The 19,572-nt window shown below is 62.7% G+C and carries 22 protein-coding genes; 14 read left to right on the plus strand and 8 right to left on the minus strand.

Annotated elements, in window-relative coordinates:
• Positions 1-127: 127 nt before the first annotated feature.
• Both FFI89_RS29170 and FFI89_RS29175 read right to left on the minus strand, forming a co-directional pair.
• Positions 128-583, minus strand: coding sequence for a GatB/YqeY domain-containing protein (locus tag FFI89_RS29170; RefSeq protein ID WP_138830965.1), 456 nt, complete (start codon positions 581-583; stop codon positions 128-130).
• A 58-nt stretch (positions 584-641) separates the two neighbouring features.
• Positions 642-1,343: an alpha/beta fold hydrolase gene (locus FFI89_RS29175; protein WP_138830966.1), complete on the minus strand. Its 702-nt coding sequence runs from the start codon at positions 1,341-1,343 to the stop codon at positions 642-644.
• A gap of 150 nt (positions 1,344-1,493) precedes the next feature.
• On the opposite strand from FFI89_RS29175, the gene carA reads away from it, so the two are divergent.
• The 10 genes from carA (at position 1,494) to FFI89_RS29225 (ending at position 11,613) form a co-directional block, all read left to right on the plus strand.
• Positions 1,494-2,684 (plus strand): glutamine-hydrolyzing carbamoyl-phosphate synthase small subunit, encoded by a 1,191-nt coding sequence (gene carA / locus FFI89_RS29180; RefSeq protein WP_138830967.1) that lies wholly within the window; start codon positions 1,494-1,496, stop codon positions 2,682-2,684.
• A gap of 191 nt (positions 2,685-2,875) precedes the next feature.
• Positions 2,876-3,376: a PaaI family thioesterase gene (locus tag FFI89_RS29185; protein WP_138830968.1), complete on the plus strand. Its 501-nt coding sequence runs from the start codon at positions 2,876-2,878 to the stop codon at positions 3,374-3,376.
• Between the two features lie 52 nt (positions 3,377-3,428).
• Positions 3,429-3,956, plus strand: coding sequence for a hypothetical protein (locus FFI89_RS29190; RefSeq protein WP_138830969.1), 528 nt, complete (start codon positions 3,429-3,431; stop codon positions 3,954-3,956).
• Between the two features lie 193 nt (positions 3,957-4,149).
• Positions 4,150-4,845: a class I SAM-dependent methyltransferase gene (locus tag FFI89_RS29195; protein WP_138830970.1), complete on the plus strand. Its 696-nt coding sequence runs from the start codon at positions 4,150-4,152 to the stop codon at positions 4,843-4,845.
• 464 nt (positions 4,846-5,309) lie between these two features.
• On the plus strand, positions 5,310-8,774 hold the full coding sequence (carB, locus tag FFI89_RS29200) for a carbamoyl-phosphate synthase large subunit (RefSeq protein WP_138830971.1): 3,465 nt from the start codon (positions 5,310-5,312) through the stop codon (positions 8,772-8,774).
• 219 nt (positions 8,775-8,993) lie between these two features.
• Positions 8,994-9,467 carry a transcription elongation factor GreA gene (greA, locus tag FFI89_RS29205; RefSeq protein ID WP_092517971.1) on the plus strand — a complete coding sequence of 158 codons (474 nt, stop codon included), beginning with the start codon at positions 8,994-8,996 and terminating at the stop codon, positions 9,465-9,467.
• Positions 9,468-9,539: 72 nt separating this feature from the next.
• Positions 9,540-9,821: a hypothetical protein gene (locus FFI89_RS29210; protein ID WP_246669292.1), complete on the plus strand. Its 282-nt coding sequence runs from the start codon at positions 9,540-9,542 to the stop codon at positions 9,819-9,821.
• Positions 9,822-10,024: 203 nt separating this feature from the next.
• Positions 10,025-10,429 (plus strand): DoxX family protein, encoded by a 405-nt coding sequence (locus FFI89_RS29215; RefSeq protein WP_138830972.1) that lies wholly within the window; start codon positions 10,025-10,027, stop codon positions 10,427-10,429.
• Positions 10,430-10,803: 374 nt separating this feature from the next.
• The gene (locus tag FFI89_RS29220) at positions 10,804-11,199 is read left to right on the plus strand and encodes a DoxX family protein (RefSeq protein ID WP_138830973.1); all 396 of its coding nucleotides are present in this window, start codon (positions 10,804-10,806) and stop codon (positions 11,197-11,199) included.
• A gap of 9 nt (positions 11,200-11,208) precedes the next feature.
• Positions 11,209-11,613, plus strand: coding sequence for a DoxX family protein (locus FFI89_RS29225; protein WP_138830974.1), 405 nt, complete (start codon positions 11,209-11,211; stop codon positions 11,611-11,613).
• Positions 11,614-11,756: 143 nt separating this feature from the next.
• Here FFI89_RS29225 and FFI89_RS29230 read toward each other — a convergent pair whose 3' ends face one another.
• Entirely contained in the window at positions 11,757-12,236 is a 480-nt protein-coding gene (locus tag FFI89_RS29230; RefSeq protein WP_074819304.1) for an Lrp/AsnC family transcriptional regulator, read from the minus strand.
• A gap of 270 nt (positions 12,237-12,506) precedes the next feature.
• Between FFI89_RS29230 and trxB the strand changes: the two genes are divergently transcribed.
• The 3 genes from trxB to dapA all read left to right on the plus strand — a co-directional run bounded on the left by trxB (position 12,507) and on the right by dapA (position 15,966).
• Positions 12,507-13,472 (plus strand): thioredoxin-disulfide reductase, encoded by a 966-nt coding sequence (trxB, locus tag FFI89_RS29235; RefSeq protein WP_138830975.1) that lies wholly within the window; start codon positions 12,507-12,509, stop codon positions 13,470-13,472.
• 2 nt (positions 13,473-13,474) lie between these two features.
• Entirely contained in the window at positions 13,475-14,398 is a 924-nt protein-coding gene (locus FFI89_RS29240; RefSeq protein WP_168213093.1) for a LysR family transcriptional regulator, read from the plus strand.
• A gap of 635 nt (positions 14,399-15,033) precedes the next feature.
• The gene (dapA, locus tag FFI89_RS29245) at positions 15,034-15,966 is read left to right on the plus strand and encodes a 4-hydroxy-tetrahydrodipicolinate synthase (RefSeq protein WP_138830976.1); all 933 of its coding nucleotides are present in this window, start codon (positions 15,034-15,036) and stop codon (positions 15,964-15,966) included.
• Positions 15,967-16,012: 46 nt separating this feature from the next.
• Here the strand turns inward: dapA and FFI89_RS34620 are convergent, their stop codons facing one another.
• Positions 16,013-16,153 carry a hypothetical protein gene (locus FFI89_RS34620; protein ID WP_168213094.1) on the minus strand — a complete coding sequence of 47 codons (141 nt, stop codon included), beginning with the start codon at positions 16,151-16,153 and terminating at the stop codon, positions 16,013-16,015.
• Between the two features lie 312 nt (positions 16,154-16,465).
• Here FFI89_RS34620 and FFI89_RS35280 point away from each other — a divergent pair, with 312 nt between their 5' ends.
• Positions 16,466-16,600 (plus strand): hypothetical protein, encoded by a 135-nt coding sequence (locus FFI89_RS35280; RefSeq protein WP_256379164.1) that lies wholly within the window; start codon positions 16,466-16,468, stop codon positions 16,598-16,600.
• Positions 16,601-16,817: 217 nt separating this feature from the next.
• On the opposite strand, the gene FFI89_RS29250 is transcribed toward FFI89_RS35280, so the two are convergent.
• The 4 genes from FFI89_RS29250 to FFI89_RS29265 all read right to left on the minus strand — a co-directional run bounded on the left by FFI89_RS29250 (position 16,818) and on the right by FFI89_RS29265 (position 19,458).
• Entirely contained in the window at positions 16,818-17,498 is a 681-nt protein-coding gene (locus tag FFI89_RS29250; protein WP_138830977.1) for a ParA family protein, read from the minus strand.
• A 177-nt stretch (positions 17,499-17,675) separates the two neighbouring features.
• Entirely contained in the window at positions 17,676-17,984 is a 309-nt protein-coding gene (locus FFI89_RS29255; protein WP_138830978.1) for a hypothetical protein, read from the minus strand.
• Between the two features lie 182 nt (positions 17,985-18,166).
• Positions 18,167-18,559 carry a hypothetical protein gene (locus tag FFI89_RS29260; protein ID WP_246669293.1) on the minus strand — a complete coding sequence of 131 codons (393 nt, stop codon included), beginning with the start codon at positions 18,557-18,559 and terminating at the stop codon, positions 18,167-18,169.
• 434 nt (positions 18,560-18,993) lie between these two features.
• A complete protein-coding gene (locus FFI89_RS29265) occupies positions 18,994-19,458 on the minus strand; it encodes a hypothetical protein (RefSeq protein ID WP_138830979.1) in 465 nt (154 codons plus the stop codon).
• Positions 19,459-19,572 lie beyond the last annotated feature (114 nt).

Genomic DNA, 19,572 nt, shown 5'->3' on the forward strand with positions numbered 1-19,572 from the left:
CGTCCCTCGTCATGGCCGGACTTGTTCCGGCCATCCACGTTCTTTTTTCTTGTGGCCAGTTTTAAAGACGTGGATGGCCGGGACAAGCCCGGCCATGACGGAGAACGGTGCTTTTGTAAGCCAGGCTTTACGAAGACAACGCCGCCTTCACCATGCCGCTGGCCTTGCCGAAATCCATCTGGCCGGCGAATTTCGCGCGCAGCACGGCGATCACCTTGCCCATGTCCTTCATTCCGGCGGCGCCGGTCTCGGCAATGGCGGCCGATATCGCGGCCTTCACATCGTCTTCCGACATCTGCTTCGGCAGATAGGCGGAGATGATTGCAATCTCCTCGCGCTCTTGTGCCGCGAGTTCGGCGCGGCCGCCCTTGTCGTAGAGCTCGACCGATTCCTGGCGCTGCTTGATCATCTTCTGGAACACGCCGAGCAGGTCGGCATCGCTGAGCGGCGGCTTGCCTTCTCCGCGCGCGGCGATATCGGCGTTCTTGATGGTCGAATTGACCATGCGCAGCGTGGAGAGCTTGCGCTCGTCCTTGGCCCGCATCGCGTCCTTGACCGCATTGTTGATGTCGTCGCGCAGCATCGTTCTACCTCTTTGGATATCTGGGACCTGATCTAGGCCGTTCGCAGCCTCAGAACAACTAGCTCTGCAGCCATTCGACCAGTGCGGCCGCGGTCGCCTCTGGCTGTTCCGGCTGCGGCAGGTGCCCGCAATGCGGCAGGATCACGAGTTTCGCGTCGGGAATGTTGCTGGCCATTTCGATCGAGAGCGAATTCGGGATGGTGTTGTCCTGATCGCCCGACAGCACCAGCGTCGGGCATCTGATCCACGCCAGCGCCGGGCGCGAGTCGGGCCGGCTGATCACGGCCAACTGCTGGCGGATGAAGGCGTCCACCCCGACATCCTCGCCCATGTCGTGGACGAGCTGGCGCAGGCTTGCGTCCTCGCGCCGCGAGGGATGCACAAAGCCGGGAAACAGCTCGTCGAGCACGTCGCGATAACCGCCGCTCTTTGCACGCGCCATCATGCCGCGCCGCCGCTCGGTCGCCTCCGATGTATCCGGCCGCGCCTGGGTGTTGAGCAGCGCCAGCCGCGCTACCCGCTCCGGAGCCTGCCGCATGATCTCGAAGGCGATGTAGCCGCCCATCGAATGCCCGGCGAGCGCAAAGCGCGGCGGCGCCTCGGCCAGGATCCGGCGCGCGATCGCCCCCATATTGTCGTCGCGGATGTGGTTGGCGACAGTCACCGGGCCGCACCGCCACAGGGCCGGCATGACAGGGGCATAGATCCGGGACGAGCTGACGAGGCCGGGAATCAGCAAGATCGGCATCGAATTGTCCATGTCGGCTCCGGATTCGGGCGGATTTGGCGGAAAAGCGGGAACCCTCAGCTTAAGACCGCGCCGCTGCCTGTCAAATATGCGGCAAACGCATGTGAATCGGGGCCTTTCCGGCTTTGACGGGGCCGGATGTCGCGACTATGTAGTGCGCTCATGACCACATCTGAAAACGCTTCTGCCTGGCCGGACCATAAACCGACCGCGCTGCTCGTGCTTGCCGACGGTACCGTGCTGGAAGGCTTCGGCCTCGGCGCGGAAGGCCATGCGGTGGGCGAAGTCTGCTTCAACACCGCGATGACCGGCTACGAGGAGATCCTCACCGATCCCTCCTATGCCGGGCAGCTCATCACCTTCACCTTCCCGCATATCGGCAACGTCGGCACCAACGACGAGGATATCGAGACGGTGAACATGGCGGCGACGCCGGGCGCCCGCGGCGTCATCCTGCGCTCCGCGATATCAGATCCCTCGAACTACCGCGCCACCAAGCATCTCGATGCGTGGTTGAAGGCGCGCGGCATCATCGGTCTCTCCGGCATCGACACCCGCGCGCTGACCGCGCTGATCCGCTCCAAGGGCATGCCGAATGCTGTCATCGCGCACGCCAAAAACGGCGAGTTCGACCTGCACGGCCTCAAGGAAGAGGCGCGCGAATGGCCCGGCCTCGAAGGCATGGACCTGGTGCCGATGGTGACCTCGGCCCAGCGCTTCACCTGGGACGAGACGCCGTGGGTCTGGGAACAGGGCTTTGGGCGGCAGACCGCGCCGGAATTCAACGTCGTCGCGATCGACTACGGCATCAAGCGCAACATCCTGCGGCTGCTCGCCGGCGTCGGCTGCAAGATCACGGTGGTGCCGGCGACGACTTCGGCCGAAGACATTCTGGCGATGAAGCCGGACGGCGTGTTCCTCTCTAACGGCCCCGGCGATCCCGCCGAGACCGGCAAATACGCGGTGCCTGTCATCCAGCAGGTGATCAATTCGGGCACGCCGACCTTCGGCATCTGCCTCGGCCACCAGATGCTCGGCCTCGCCGTCGGTGCGAAAACGAAAAAGATGCATCAGGGCCATCACGGCGCCAACCATCCGGTCAAGGACGAGACCACCGGCAAGGTGGAGATCACCTCGATGAACCACGGCTTTGCCGTGGACCAGGCGACATTGCCGAAGGGCGCGACCCAGACCCATATCTCGCTGTTCGACGGCTCCAATTGCGGCATCGCGCTCGACGGCAAGCCGGTGTTCTCGGTGCAGTATCACCCCGAAGCCTCCCCCGGCCCGCGCGACTCGCATTACCTGTTCCAGCGGTTCGCCGACCTGATGCGGGCGAACAAGGGCGCGTAGGGCGCTCGTCGCCGGCCACCGTCATGCCCGGGCTTGTCCCGGGCATCCACGTTTTGATTGTATTTCAGCAACCCAAGACGTGGATGGCCGGGTCAAGCCCGGCCATGACGCGGAGAGACGTCGTACTAGATTTAGTGCGCTGCATATAATATGATACCCATCATCATAAGCCAGCCGCAGGACACCTTCCCATGGACGACAAGCCCGCCGCCGCAAAGGTCGAATATGGCGTCACGCCGACGCAGGTGATGGCGTCGATGTCAGGCGTCGACTTCGTCCGCGCCATCTTCGACGGCAAATTGCCGGCGCCGCCGATCATGCAGAATGTCGAGCCGTTCGATTCCAGCGCCGAACCGGGCCATGTCGTGTTCCACAGCGTGCCGGGTTTCCGGCACTACAACCCGATCGGCTCGGTGCATGGCGGCTATGCCGCGATCCTGCTGGATTCCGCGATGGGGCTTGCGGTGCACACCGCGCTGCCCGCCGGCACCGGCTACACCACGCTGGAATTCAAGATCTCCTTCATCAAGGGCATGACCGAGGATACCGGCGTGGTGCGCAGCGAGGGCAAGACGCTCAGCGTCGGCCGCCGCGCCGCCACCGCCGAGGCCCGCATCACCGATTCAAAGGGCCGCCTGCTCGCGCACGCTACCACGACCTGTCTGGTGTTCGAGATCCCGAAGGGAACCTGAGCTGCAGACATCGGTTTGATCCACGCGTATGACTTCGCGCGAGGAGAACGTCATGTCCGGGATCGCGGATATCCAGCCGCTCAGCTTCATCTTCGACGACGACGGCTTGGTGCCGAACAACGCGATGCCGCTACTGGTCTACAAACGCGCCATCGACCTCGACGCCCGAGATCCCGAGGCGACCATCGAGGCGCTGTTCGGCGCCAATGGCTGGGGCGCGATGTGGCGCAACGGCGTCTACGACTATCTGCATTATCATGCGACCGTGCACGAGGCGCTCGGCGTCGCACGCGGCAATGCGGTGGTGCGGTTCGGCGGCGACCGCGGCACCGAGGTTGCGATCGCGGCCGGCGACGTCGCCATCCTGCCGGCGGGCACCGGGCATCAATGCCTGTCCGCCAGTGACGATTTCAGCGTCGTCGGCGCCTATCCGCCCGGCCCGCCGGTCGAGATCACGCGGCCGACGCCCGAGAACTACGCCAGCGCGCTGAAGACGATTCCGCACGTGAAGATGCCAAAGAGCGATCCGGTGATGGGTGAAAACGGGCCGTTGGTCCGGCTGTGGCGGATCTCGAACTAGCCCCTCCGTCATCGCTTATCGATGAAGGTCTCGAGCAGGCCCGCGGCGCCGGAATCCTTGGCTTTGCTCGCGCTGAACCTTCCTGTTAGGAACCGGGCATCGGCGGCCCCAAGCAGAGTCGCCCGCCCTCTAATGCATCACCTCATCTCCGGTTCCACGAGCCGGAACCCCAGTGCTGCCGGACGCCGCCCGAATGGACGAATGGATCGACTATTACGACTCCACGCATACGATCTATGCGAGCAAGCTGCATCGCGACCTGCATTTCCAGCTTATTGCGCGGGACATCATCGGCTACATCACCTCGCCCGACGCGGTGGTGCTGGACTATGCCTGCGGCGAGGCGCTCTCGGCCGCCAAGGTAGCGGAGGCCTGCGGCAAGCTCTACCTCGCGGAGCCCGCGCCTGGCGTGCGCGGCCGGCTGATTGCGCGGTTCGCGCCGAACACCAGGATCCGCGTCCGCTCGCTGGACGACCTGCGCAACATGGAGGAGCAGTCGGTCGATCTCGTCGTCATGAACTCGGTCGCGCAATACATGACACCGGACGAACTGGATTCCGCCTTTGCCGTCGTTCGCCAGCTGCTCAAGCCCACCGGGCGACTGGTCCTGGGCGACATCCTGCGGCCCGAAGTCGGCATGCCCAAGGACGTCCTGGCGCTGTTGAAATTCGCCGGCCGCCACGGCTTTCTGAAAGACGCGCTTTACGGCCTCGCCAGTACGGCGCTGTCGGACTACCGGCAATTGCGCAGCCGAGTCGGGCTGCAGCGCTACGGCGAAGGCGAAATGATTGCAAAGCTCGCCGCATCAGGCTTCTCCGCCTCGCGCGCCCGCGTCAATATCGGCCATAATCCGTGGCGGATGACCTTCGTGGCGCGGCACGCCTTCTAAAGCCCGGTTCTCCAACACGCCTTCGGCGCCGTTAGCCAGCCGTTAACCTTGGCAAAAGATGATCGCCGCGGCCCGGTGGCGGAAATGTCTACGCGGGAGCGATGCATCGCTCTTTATCCTGGTTCAAGTCCAGGCCGGGCCTCCACGCTTCGCCCTGACGGGCTACGCGTGGCGCAGCCACGCCAGACCGGCAGGGCGAAGCGTGTCCGGCGTAGCTGGAGCGGAGCGAAAGCGTAGACGGACCGGGTGCCGCGCCCGAAGCGCCCTACGCGGGCGGACCGAAGTCCCTGCCAACGCAAAAAGCAGCCAAAATCACGGTTGATGGGGGCTTTTTGGGGGTTACGCGGGTGCGAAATCTGGTCTAAAGACCGTCCCGCGCGCGAGGGATACCCGCGCTCTTGGCTTAGGGGACGCGCAGCACGCGCGCCCTTTTTTTGTGCCCAAAATCCAGTCCGCGAGACCTGATGCCCAAAAGAACAGATATCTCCACCATCCTGATCATCGGCGCCGGTCCTATCGTGATCGGCCAGGCCTGCGAATTCGACTATTCCGGCACTCAGGCGGTGAAGGCGCTGAAGGAAGAGGGCTACCGGGTCGTCCTGGTCAATTCCAATCCGGCCACCATCATGACCGATCCGGACCTGGCCGACGCCACCTATATCGAGCCGATTACCCCCGAGATCGTCGCCAAGATCATCGAGAAAGAGCGCCACGTCATCCCGGGCGGCTTCGCGCTGCTGCCGACCATGGGCGGGCAGACCGCGCTGAACTGCGCGCTGTCGCTGCGCCGCCAGGGCACGCTCGACAAATTCGACGTCGAGATGATCGGCGCCACCGCCGACGCCATCGACAAGGCGGAAGACCGCCAGCTTTTCCGCGAGGCCATGACCAGGATCGGGCTGGAGACGCCGAAATCGCGGCTCGCCAACGCCTCGGCGCTGAAGAAGTCCTATCGCGACAAATATCACGCCGAGCGGGAGAAGCTTTCCGGCGCCGCACTGGACGAACTCGAACGGCAGTGGACGCTCGGCGAGAACGAGCGCCGCAAGCGCTATCAGGAGCACGCGCTCGGTGAGGCGCTGATGGCGCTGTCCGAGATCGGCCTGCCCGCGATCATCCGCCCCTCCTTCACCATGGGCGGCACCGGCGGCGGCATTGCCTACAACAAGGAAGAGTTCCTCGACATCATCGAGCGCGGCCTCGACGCGTCTCCGACCAACGAGGTGCTGATCGAGGAATCCGTGCTCGGCTGGAAAGAGTACGAGATGGAGGTGGTCCGCGACAAAAAGGACAACTGCATCATCATCTGCTCGATCGAGAACCTCGATCCGATGGGCGTGCATACCGGCGATTCCATCACCATCGCGCCGGCGCTGACGCTGACCGACAAGGAATACCAGATCATGCGCGACGCCTCGCTGGCGGTGCTGCGCGAGATCGGCGTCGAAACCGGCGGCTCCAACGTCCAGTTCGGCCTCAATCCGGCCGACGGCCGCATGGTCGTGATCGAGATGAACCCGCGGGTGTCGCGCTCCTCGGCGCTGGCGTCCAAGGCGACCGGCTTTCCGATCGCGAAAGTCGCGGCCAAGCTCGCGGTCGGCTACACCCTCGATGAAATCGCCAACGACATCACCGGCGGCGCCACGCCGGCCTCGTTCGAGCCGACCATCGACTACGTCGTCACCAAGATTCCACGTTTCGCGTTCGAGAAATTCCCCGGCGCGTCCCATACGCTGACGACGTCGATGAAGTCGGTCGGCGAGGTGATGGCGATCGGCCGCACCTTCCAGGAAAGCCTGCAGAAGGCGCTGCGCGGGCTGGAAACCGGGCTGACCGGCCTCGACGAGATCGAGATCGAGGGGCTCGGCCGCGGCGACGACAAGAACGCGATCCGCGCCGCCTTGGGCACGCCGACGCCGAACCGCATCCTGCAGGTCGCGCAGGCGATGCGGCTCGGCTGGACGGACGAGGAGATCTTCAATTCCTGCAAGATCGACCCGTGGTTCCTCGCCGAGATGCGCGGCATCGTCGACATGGAATCGAAGGTCAAGGCCAGCGGATTGCCGGAAAATGCGTTCGGCATGCGGACGCTGAAGGCGATGGGCTTTTCGGACGCAAGGCTTGCCGTTCTCGCCGACACCACCGAGGCGGAGATCACGGAAAAGCGCCACGCGCTCGCGGTTCGCCCGGTGTTCAAGCGCATCGACACCTGCGCGGCGGAGTTCGCTTCGCCGACCGCCTACATGTATTCGACCTATGAAGCGCCGTTCGCGGGATTTCCCGCCGACGAGAGCGCGCCTTCTGACAAGAAGAAGGTCATCATTCTCGGCGGCGGACCGAACCGGATCGGCCAGGGCATCGAGTTCGACTATTGCTGCTGCCACGCCTGCTTCGCTCTCGCAGACGCCGGCTATGAGACCATCATGGTCAACTGCAATCCGGAAACCGTGTCGACCGACTACGACACCGCGGACCGGCTCTACTTCGAGCCGCTGACCGCCGAAGACGTGCTGGAAATCATCGCCACCGAACGGCAGAACGGCACGCTGCACGGCGTGATCGTGCAGTTCGGCGGCCAGACCCCGCTCAAGCTCGCGCGCGCGCTGGAAGCAGCCAATGTACCGATCCTCGGCACGTCGCCCGACGCCATCGATCTCGCCGAAGACCGCGACCGCTTCAAGCGCGTGCTCGACAAGCTGCGCCTGAAGCAACCAAAGAACGGCATCGCCTATTCGGTCGAACAGGCGCGGCTGGTGGCGGCCGATCTCGACCTGCCGCTGGTGGTGCGCCCGTCCTACGTGCTCGGCGGCCGCGCGATGCAGATCATCCGCGAGGAAAACCAGCTCAACGATTACCTGCTCGGCACCCTGCCCGAGCTGGTGCCCGCCGACGTCAAGGCGCGCTATCCCAACGACAAGACCGGGCAGATCAACACCGTGCTCGGCAAGAACCCGCTGCTGTTCGATCGTTACCTGTCGGATGCCATCGAGATCGACGTCGACTGCCTGTCCGACGGCAAGGATACCTTCGTCGTCGGCATCATGGAACATATCGAGGAGGCCGGTATTCACTCCGGCGATTCCGCCTGCTCGCTGCCGCCGCGTTCGCTCGACGCGCAGATGATCGGCGAACTCGAACGGCAAACCCGTGAGTTGGCGCTCGGCCTCGACGTCGTCGGCCTGATGAACGTGCAATTCGCCATCAAGGACGGCGAGATCTACGTGCTCGAGGTCAACCCGCGGGCGTCGCGCACCGTGCCGTTCGTCGCCAAGGTGGTGGGCACGCCGGTGGCAAAGATCGCGGCGAGGATCATGGCCGGCGAGAAGCTCGCGGACTTCAATCTGAAGAAGCACCAGCTCGGCCATGTCGGCGTCAAGGAATCGGTATTCCCGTTCGCGCGCTTCCCCGGCGTCGATACCGTGCTCGGTCCCGAGATGCGATCGACCGGCGAGGTGATGGGCATCGACCGTTCGTTCGAGGTCGCCTTTGCCAAGAGCCAGCTCGGCGGCGGCACCCACGTGCCGCGCAAGGGCACGGTGTTCGTGTCGGTACGCGAGAGCGACAAGACCCGCATCGCGGAAGCGGTACAGCTGTTGTACTCGCTTGGCTTCAAGGTGATGGCCACCTCGGGCACCCAGCGTTTCCTCACCGACTTTGGCGTGCCGACCGAGAAGGTCAACAAGGTGCTGGAGGGACGGCCGCATATCGTCGACGCCATCACCAATGGCGACATCCAGCTCGTCTTCAACACTACCGAAGGGCCGCAGGCGCTGGCCGACAGCCGCTCGTTGCGGCGCGCTGCCCTCTTGCATAAAGTGCCATATTACACCACTCTTTCGGGTGCTGTGGCGGCCGCGCAAGGCATCCGCGCCTATCTGGGCGGGGACCTTGAGGTCCGCACCCTGCAGAGCTATTTTTCCGAAAACTGATCGTTCGCCGGGCGAAAATGCCCGCTAAATGATTGGTAAAAAAGCCGGTATGGCTGGAACCCACCGCTCGTTTGGATGTTCTATGGCCCCTGACGGGGCCGGAAGTTAATAGGCCAACAGGCTCACGAATCGGGCCATCAAGCCTGGAAACGAAATCGAAAGAGTGGCTCGTGCGCGCAGCCTGATGGCCGCTCGCACGATCGAAGGACAGAAGAGATGATGGAAAAGGTTCCGATGACCGCTGGCGGCTATGCCGCTCTCGAGGTCGAGTTGAAAAAGCGCCAGTCGGAGGATCGTCCGCGCATCATCGAGCATATCGCCGAGGCGCGTTCGCATGGCGATCTCTCGGAGAACGCGGAATATCACGCCGCGAAGGAAGAGCAGTCGCACAATGAAGGCCGCATCGCCGAGCTCGAAGACAAGCTCGCGCGCGCCGACATCATCGACATCTCGAAACTGTCCGGCGACACCGTCAAGTTCGGCGCCACCGTCACCCTGGTCGACGAAGACACGGAGAAGAAAGCGGTGTGGCAGATCGTCGGCGAGCCGGAAGCCGACGCCAAGAAGGGCCGCATCTCCATCACCTCGCCGCTGGCGCGCGCCCTGATCGGCAAGAAAAAGGGCGCGACCGTGGAAGTGATGGCTCCCGGCGGCGCCAAGGCCTATGAGATCACCAAGGTCGAGTGGCGCTAGGTTGAACCTGATGCCGGCGGCATGATCCGCCGGCGCGGGACCGGCAATGCATTCATCGACGGGAAGAACGGCATGCGACCACGTCATGTTGTCAGGCGTCTTGCGGTTGCGCTGTCGCTTGTGGTCTGTACGCTCGACGCCTCGGTCGCCGCCGACCTCTCCATCCCGCCACGCAGCGTACCGAAGAACTTTTCAGTCCAATCGGGTCCGCCGAACTGCAGCCGATGGACCGACGATTGCGTGAACTGCTCGCGCGGCGCCAAAGGCGAAACCGCCATCTGCTCCAACATCGGCTTTGCCTGCCAGCCCAAGGCAATCCGCTGTCTCACGCCGGAAACTTCCCAGAACAAATAGTTTCGGAGAATAAATTGCCTGCGAGGTAGGTCACCTGCGAGTGACCGACCTGAAAGAAGCCGCGTTTCTCACGCGGCTTTTTTGTTGCGCGTGACGCGCGATCTATTCACGCCGTTCTAACACGATCGTTACTTGGCACATCTGCTTAACTTGTTAATAAATATCCCCTGAATAGTTATACATAACCATCTGGGGACCACCCAATGCAGAGCATTCTTGCCGGGCGCTACTCGCTCAGCCTTCTTAGTATCCTTCGCGTCTTCGCAGGCCTCAGCCTGCTGCAGCACGGCACCGCCAAGATCCTGGGCTTTCCCGCGGTCCCGATGTTCGCGAACGTTTCACTCGGTTCGATGATGGGCGTCGGCGGGCTGATCGAACTGGTCGGCGGCATCCTGTTTACCATCGGCCTGTTCACGCGGCCGGTTGCCTTCATCCTCTCCGGCTTTACCGCCGTCGCGTATTTCATCGCGCACGCGAACAAGAGCTTCTTTCCAGTGTTGAACGGCGGCGAACTCGCTGCGCTGTACTGCTTCGTCTTCCTCTATTTCGTGTTCGCCGGCGCCGGCCCGTGGAGCGTGGACGCGATCAGGGAAGCCAAGAGCGCGTGAGCGGTGCGGCAAAGAAACGCAGCTTGCCCAAGTTGGGCATGCTCCATTCTCGATAGCGCGTCGCCGGGAGCGGCGGGCATGGCGACGGAGCAAGCCCATGAACCTGGAGCGTATCGGCGCGGCCTGCCAGCCTTATCTGCTCGGCGTCTTTCGATTCATCACCGGCCTTCTGCTCTTCCAGTTCGGTGTCGCGTAGCTTGGCAGAGCAAATAGCCTGCGAGGCAGGTCACCTGCGAGTGACCGCCAACACTTCAGCCTCGCGAATATTCCAATGGAGCTTTGCAGCACGTCACGCAATTCTTATCCGAACGTGCTTTTCCTCGCCGTCGCGACACGTTACGAATGTGTCTGCTATCCAACTCAAGGGGAACGCCATGACAGAAGCACTCGCGGCGTGGACGCCGCGCGCATTGAGTATTTTACGCATCGTCACCGGCTTGATGATCATCGAACATGGCATGGCCAAGTATCTCGGCTTTCCGGCGGTTCCGTCCCTCGCGAGTGTGCAGCCGCTGTCGATGCCCGGTATCGGCGGCATACTCGAACTGATCGGCGGCGCGCTATTGATCCTCGGCCTGTTTACCCAGCCGGTCGCTTTCATTCTCTCCGGCGAGATGGCGGTCGCCTATTTCATGGTGCATGCGCCGAGAAGTTTTTATCCGCTGCTTAATGGCGGCTCGTTGGCGATTATCTACTGCTTCGCCTGCCTCTATCTGTCGACCGCGGGCGGCGGCCCGTGGAGCGTCGATGCAACGATGAAGCGGACGTAGGGGGTAGCCATGGACAAGTTCAACAAACTTCTGGGTACCGGCCAGCCGGTCATTCTCAGCATCTTTCGCGTGGTTACCGCGTTGATGCTGTTTCAGTTTGGCGTAGCCAAGCTGCTGAAATTTCCAATCGTGCCCGTTCTCTCGGAGGTCCCGGCACTATCGCTGTTCGGAATCGCCGCTATGTTCGAACTGATTTTTGGCGGCCTGCTGATCCTCGGCCTGTTCTCGCGACTCGCGGCCTTCATCCTGAGTGGAGAAATGGCGTTCGGCTACTTCATCAGCCATTTTCCAAAGAACTTCATCCCGATCTTGAATGGCGGCAGTCTCGCCATCATGCTCTGTTTCTCGTGCCTCTACCTCGCCTGCGCCGGCGGCGGGCCGTGGAGCGTGGATGCGATGATGAGGAAGAAGTAGGACGGTAGCCTTGCCGTCATCCTGAGGGGGCGAGACCGATGGCGCCATGCGCCGTCGGTCGTGCCTCGAAGGATGGTTGTGCGAGGCTCGTCCTTCTCCAAGGCGCGCGAAGATCGAGCGCACCTCGGGACGACGGCGTCGCGTCAGCCCACCACCTTCATATCCAGCGGCACCGCCGCTTCATATTTCGAGTTGTGCAGCACCAGCGAGGTCCTGACGTTGCGCACATGCGGCGCCGCGGTCAGATGGGTGACGAACTCCTGAAACGTCGCCATGTCGGGGGCGACGCATTTCAAAATGAAGTCCACCTCGCCCGAGAGCATCCAGCATTCCCGCACCAGCGGTTCGGCGCGGACGAACTCCTCGAATGCCCGCAGGTCGGCGTCCGCCTGGCTGGACAGATGCACCGACGCAAACACCGTGACGTCAAAGCCGAGGCGGCGCGGATCGAGCAATCCGCGGTAACCCAGGATGTAGCCCTCCTCCTCCAGCGTCCGGACCCGGCGCAGGCAGGGCGGCGGCGAGATGCCGACCCGTTTGGCCAGTTCGACGTTGGTGATTCGGCCGTCGGCCTGGATTTCGGCGAGGATTTTGAGGTCGATTTCGTCAAGATTCTTCGACACGCGGGTCCGGTTCCCTGGGGCTGGCTGGGCTGGCAGACAATAGTTGCAACACTCATAGCGCAGCCGACGCCGAATGCGCAATTTTATTGCGCGTGCAGTGCGCAATTTGACCTAGTTCCGGGGAAAAATCGCTGATTTGGATTGCAATTCTTGCATAGCTACCCAGATGTCCTAGACTTGGATTTGACACTTTTGGCGCCGCCGCGATGCCTTTTCCGGTCGCTTTCCGCTCAAGTCCTGACCAAACTCCCTTAAGAAAGGGAACTGCCGATGTCTGCGCCTATCCATGCCAAGGTCGTCATTATCGGTTCCGGCCCCGCCGGTTACACCGCAGCGATCTACGCGGCACGGGCCATGCTTGAACCGATCCTGATCCAGGGCATCCAGCCTGGCGGGCAGCTCACCATCACCACCGACGTGGAAAACTATCCGGGCTTCGCCGACGTCATCCAGGGCCCCTGGCTGATGGAGCAGATGGAGAAGCAGGCCGCCCATGTCGGCACCAAGATCGTCACCGATCTCGTCACCAAGCTCGAGCTGTCGCAGCGGCCGTTCCGCCTGACCTGCGACAGTGGCGAGGTCTATCTCGCCGAGACCGTGGTTTTGGCCACCGGCGCGCAGGCGCGCTGGCTCGGCATCGCCTCGGAAGAGACCTTCAAGGGCTTCGGCGTCTCGGCCTGCGCGACCTGCGACGGCTTCTTCTATCGCGGCAAGGAAGTGGTGGTGGTCGGCGGCGGCAACACCGCGGTCGAGGAAGCGCTGTTCCTGACCAACTTCGCCTCGCAGGTCACGATCGTGCATCGCCGCAATCATTTCCGCGCCGAGCGCATCCTGCAGGAGCGCCTGTTCAAGCATCCCAAGATCAAGGTGGTCTGGGACTCGGCGATCGACGAGATCTGCGGCACCCATAACCCGGACAAGGTCACCCATGTCCGGCTGAAAAACGTCAAGACCGGCGCGCTGACGGAGGTGCCGGCGGACGGCGTCTTCATCGCCATCGGTCACGCACCGGCAACCGACCTCGTCGCCGGCCAGATCAAGCTGAAACCATCCGGCTATGTCGAGGTGGCGCCGAACTCGACCGCGACCTCGGTGCCCGGCCTGTTTGCCGCCGGCGACGTCGCCGACGAAACCTGGCGGCAGGCGGTTACGGCCGCCGGCCTCGGCTGCATGGCAGCCCTTGAAGCTGAACGTTTCCTGGCTTTGCGCGCGAGCGATCGCGCCGCGGCAGAATAGACATGCCTCGAACGCGAAACGGATCTACGGACATGGATTGGGACAAGCTGAAGGTGTTTCACGCAGCGGCGGAAGCGGGAAGCTTCACGCATGCCGGCGAGCAACTGGGGCTTTCGCAATCGGCGGTATCGCGCCAGGTCAGCGCGCTGGAGCAGGAGCTCTCGGTATCGCTGTTCCATCGCCATGCCCGCGGGCTGATCCTTACCGAGCAGGGCGACCTGCTGTTCCGCACCGCGCATGACGTGTTCATGCAGCTGCAGGCGGCGCGCGCCAAGCTCACCGACAGCCGCGAGCGGCCGAGCGGCGACCTCAAGATCACGACGCCGCCCGCGCTCGGCATCAACTGGCTGATTCCGCGGCTCGACGAGTTCACCGCGCTCTACCCGGACATCCGCATCTCGCTGATCGTGACCGACGAGGATCTCGATCTGTCGATGCGCGAGGCCGACGTCGCGATCCGCACCCGCAAGCCGACCCAGCCCGACCTGATCCAGCGCAAGCTGTTCTCGATCGGCTTCCATGCCTACTGCTCGCCGGAATACATCAAGCGTTTCGGCACGCCGCGCACGCTCGACGATCTCGACTCGCATCGCATCATCATGCTCGGCGACGCGCAGGTGCCGCCGCATCTGCAGAACCGCTCCTGGCTGATCGACGCCGGCCGCAACGGCTCGGGTCCGCGCGAACCGTTCTTCAAGGTCAACAACATCCTGGGACTGGTGCGCGCCTGCCAGCAGGGGCTCGGTATCGCCGCGCTGCCGGACTATCTGGTCGAGGAAAACAACCGGCTGGTGCAGCTGTTCGGCGAAACCGACTCGATCCAGGTCGACACCTATTTCGTCTATCCGGAAGAGCTCAAGACGGTAGCGCGGGTGCAGGTGTTCCGCGACTTCGTGGTCAGCAAGGCGCAGCGCTGGCCGTCCTAGAGTCTGATCGGTTCTGATGGGATCAGAACCGGGCTCTAGCCTTTTTTTGACGCGTTTTCTACCGCAGATAAGTCTACGCAATCTGCGTAAACTTGATTGCTATGTGAACCGGTATCCACTTCACTCGAAAACGCTCTGGCAGTGGGTGACTTTGTCATCCCGCTTCCGGACGCGCTGATATTACACAGGGCCCGCTCTCCGCATGACTGACATGCGGCTCGGGCGGTTGCTGCGAGGCGCCGATGGGGATCATAGTGTTTCCACGCTGAGCGGCCGCGTCGCGCATATGTCCCCCTCCTCCAGTGGCGCGGCAGTTCAGTAATCCCTCTTGGAAGGTGATTGTGTCGGCCTCACGTGGCCAATACCTTAAGCCGGGCTCTTTTGAGCCCGGCTTTTTTTTCGTCCGCACGTCATGTTGGTACGCGGATTGACAATGCGGTCTGCCGCACCCATCATCTGCGAATGATCACGAGTTCGTGCGCATCGCTGTCGTCGAAAAAAGGTCCCCTTCCGGGGACCCGAGATCGACGCGCGTAATAATCTTCACGCCTGCCCGATCCCGAAACCCCGCCGCGAGGTCGGGGTTTTTTATTGGTCCCGTCTCCGGCTCTCTAAGCCCTCAAGGAGATGGAACGATGACCGACCAACCAACACCCGCTCTGCAAAGCCGGCTGCAAGGCCTGTGGCTGCCCCTCGTCACGCCGTTTCGGAACGGTGAACTCGACGAGCCCAGCCTGCGGCGGCTTGTCCGGCACTATGCGCGCGGCCCGGTCGACGGGCTGATCCTCGCCGCCACCTCGGGTGAAGGCATGTCGCTTGGCGCCGACGAACTCGAGCGGCTGGTGGCGCTGACATACGAGGAAATATCCGGCAGCGGACGCAGCCTGCCGATCTGCCTCGGCCTGTCGGGCGCCAGCACCTCGAAGATGCTGGATACGCTGGACGAGACCGCGGTCTGGCCGATCGACGGCTATCTGATCGCAAGCCCCTATTACACGCGGCCGTCGCAGCGCGGTCTCGTGCAGCATTTCAAGGCACTCGCCGATCACGCCTCCTGGCCGATCGTGCTCTACAACATCCCGTATCGCACCGCGGTCAATCTCACGAACGAGACGCTGCTCGAGCTCGCCGAACATCGAAACATCGTCGGCATCAAGGACTGCAGCAGCGACCGCGACCAGTCGGTCGACTTCCTGAGGCGGCGTCCGGCCGGCTTCCGCGTGCTGACCGGCGAGGACGCGCACTATCACGAAGCGCTCGGCGACGGCGCCGACGGCGGCATCCTGTTGTCGGCACATCTGGAAACCGAGGCGTTCGCATCGGTGCATACACTGATGAAGCAGGGCGACCGCGACGGCGCGTTGGCGTGCTGGGAAAGTATTTCCGAACTGACGCGGCTGTTGTTCGCCGAGCCGAGCCCGGCGCCGGCGAAATACTGGCTGGCGCATCAGGGGCTGATCGACAGCGCCGAGGTTCGATTGCCGATGGTGGAGGTGAGCCAGGAGCTCGCTGTGCTGCTCGATGCCGACATCGCGCGGCGCAGGCCACCGTTGTTGCGGCGCGCCTGATGTTGTTCTCCCTCTTGCCATATACGGCGAGAGGGAGAATGGCCTGCTAGCTGACCAGCAGCCGATAGGTCATGACAGGCGCGAAGCCGAGCAGCATCGCCCAGATCGCAAATGACGACACCAAGAGAACGTCGTGCATTCGCTGGGCGTGCTCGCAGATCGGATATTTCTTGTTGTCGCCGGACATTGGTATCCCCCCGTTTTTTCTTGAGGGAGTATCCATACGCGTAAAATTTTAATGTTGCGGGCGACGCGTCGCTCGCCTTTGAAGCTTCGCGGTCGCCAGGCGTTAACCACCCGACGCCGATCGAAACGCGTGCGGCCCTGCGACCGGCCTCGTCGATCGACCTCTCATATAGCGGTGTCGATCAACCCGCCGCGCCTCGGTGGTTAATCGGTGGTAGCACCTGCGGTCAAATGCGAGCGAAAATGCGACCGGGTTTTTAAAACCGAACGCGTATCAACATCCCCGCAACAACAAAAAACGCGGGGGCGCGTCGTGAATTTCGAAAACAACACCATCCCTGAACAACAGGGCTTTACGACCGAGGACATCTTGTGGGCCGTCGGCATCTGGTCGGTGATCCTGACCCTGTCGCCGGTTGTCGTGTTTTACGTGCTGATGGTGGCGTAGGCGCGCGTCCAACGCACGCCGTCGTTCCGGGGCGATGCGAAGCATCGAACTACGGTGCGCAATTGCGCATCTGAGAATCTCGAGATTCGCCGGTGCGCAATTGCGCACCTGAGGTCTGGTCCTTCGGACCATCCCGGAATGACTGCGAGATAAATGGACACCCAAAAAAAACGCGCGGAGCCCGCGCGTTCTTTGTCGTCCAGACCTGACGGCGTTGTTACGCCGCCTGCTTGTGCATGGCGCCCGATGCCGACGCCGTCCCGCGGATCGCCTTGATCGAACGTTCGATCGCGGCCCACAGCCGGCTGATCTCGGCGGCAGCGCGGCCTTCCGCGTAATATTCGCGGGCGCCTTCGCCCTGGCTCAACGCCATCAAGAGATCGGCACGGTTGGTGATCTGACCGCTCCACACCGGCGCGCGGAACTTGGTCAGCGCTTCACGCGCGATGGCGACGATGCGGCTTTCGGCGCCGTCACGTTCGGCAGGCGCGCCGTTGATGACGACCGCATAAGGCTTGCGCGCCGAGCGGCAGGTCAGAATGGTTTCCTGCACCGCGTTGACGTCGAACACGCCGGGCCGCGCCGGAATGATCACCATCGTCGCATTCCGGATCGCGTCGTCGACGACCGCCGACAGATTCGGCGGCGTGTCGATGAACACCCACTCGACGCCGTCACGCTTGGCGGCGGCGATGATGCCGCTGACCGAATTCACCGCGGCCTTGATCGGCGGCTCGTTGGTGCCGCGCAATTTGTGCCAGAGAGTGAGTGACCCCTGCGGATCGGCATCGACCATCAGGATCGGTTTCGTTGCCTTGTGAACATGGGCAGCGAGGTGAGCAGCCAGGGTACTTTTTCCCGAGCCCCCCTTACGCGAAGCGAAAACTATGACGTTCATACCTTGGCCTCCAGATTGACCCCAGGAGGCGAAAATGAATCAGCGCGCTGATTCGTTAAAGAAAAATTTGATGGCAGCCGCGATGAAGCCACTGATTTGCCAACAAAGTTGCTTTTTGAGTCACACCGTGCGGTGCAATACAATCAGAAGAGGAATAGCCGCAACGGCTTGATCCGGTCATTGCATGGATTTTGCGCGCTGGCGTTCGATCCATTTGCGCTCGAGCCACCCGAGCATCCCCACCATCGGCTTCTGCAGGACAGGCACATCCTGCGCGAACAAAAGGAGTCCGAGCGGCAGCATCCAGAGTCCGAGCACCGGCAGGAAGCTGAAGATACCGCCGAGGATCAGGAGAATGGCGAGCGGAATCCTCGCATAGCGCGACGACGGCCGGCGCAGCCAGCCGACGAATTTCGCCAGCCGCGGCGGCAACTTGTCTTCGAACCAGGCGAAATGCCGGTCGAGCTCTTGCTGATGATTGCGCAACGAACCTCTCCTCTGGCCCTTAGCGTTTTCAAGCGAAGCATGCCCCCGGACTGGCTCCGAAGGTGAGTAGCGGTTCGCAGGAAGAGAGCGCGTCAAGAGACCAAGGCAGAGATGTTCATCGGTCGCAGCGCCGCAAGGCGTCGGTCTGTCGCACGAAGGGGACTTGAAACGGCGCGCGGCGATCAGTTCGCGGCGGGCTTTGCCGGCTTGGTCGACCTGGTCGACGGCTTAGTCGATGACTTGCTCGATGACTTGTGCTTGTGCGCCTTGCTGGCGACCGGCTTCCGCGCCACAGGCCTGATGGTGGTGGGGGCGTCTGCGGCGGCGTTCAGCTCGGGATCCGGCCTGAACTGCGCGCGGCAGGCCGGCGAGAGCTGGGACTTGTTGCGGGCCATGCAGGCCGTCACCCGCGCAACGTCCGGGATATCCGAACTGCAGAGCCGGAATGCATCGCCGGTGCAGGCTTGCTCCTGCTCGGGCGTATAGGCCTGGCCGGCGGTGGACCACACCGAAACCGAGAGCGCCGTTGCCAGCATCAATCCAAAATGAAAATTCCTGATCCGGAAAGAAGTCATCGATCCCCCCAAGGCAGTGTTGGGCGGAATTGTGGGTGAACGGCTGGGCCTTGGCAAGCAGGGGTACACCGCAGGCCACCGCGCAAGCGTCGCGTCAGTGCTGTAATGATCGGGACGGGGATGAGGCGGACGACGCGGATGGTACAGTTGGGTGGGAACTGCCGTGGAAGCAAATTACCCTTGATAAACCTAGCGAATTTGGCCGCGACCGATTTGCTTTTGTAGCACGCATTTGTAGTGAAATCCTAGCGTGCAACACGCCGGCGCTCAGTAAAGAGCCCGCTAGGATCATCCGTAAGCAGGGTTGTGCAGCAGGCCGCCACGACGGATCACGGCTGTCTGTTCCCAAGCGTTTACACGCGCCGTGTCTTGCTTGGCAGATGTACGCTTTCGCCCAGACGCGGAACTAAAGTTCAAGCGGGCCCGAACTTAGATTAGGCTGTGGCCGGAACGGCGATCCTTTCCTTCAGTTCGGTGCAGGTCTTGCGGACCTCCGCCGTCATCTGCGAACAGTCCTCAATCTGAACGAAGATGCGCTTGGCCTCCTCGCGGTAGCGCATTGCGGTTTCCTTCATCTCCTGGGTCACGGCGAGCGCATCGCGGGTCATCGCCTCGCATTGCTTGACGCGCTCGATCAGCTCCGCGCCCATCGCCTCGATGTCTTTCGCTGCAGCTTCGTATTCGCGGACAATGGCTTCCGCCGTCAGCTTGCCGATCTCCGTGGCCCCGTCGCGGTGCTCGACATAGTCCGGCATCGACCCGGTCGGCTCACGCACCCCTGGCGGCGCGAAAGTGACCGGCCGCGGCTCGTGGACTGGCGGCCTGTTTCGAAGCTCCGCCTCGATTTCGCTCTCTAGATCAATGACGCTCGAGACTCGTCCTACTATTGACTGAACCATCACTAATACTCCCTTGGTTAACAAAGTGAGTCCTCGTAATCGAGCTTAATCAGACTCCGCTTCTTCGGACGCTGCGCGCCGCGCTCTTGCGAAGGGGGAAGAGAATATCGCCAA

Source organism: Bradyrhizobium sp. KBS0727, assembly GCF_005937885.2.
Taxonomy (GTDB): domain Bacteria; phylum Pseudomonadota; class Alphaproteobacteria; order Rhizobiales; family Xanthobacteraceae; genus Bradyrhizobium.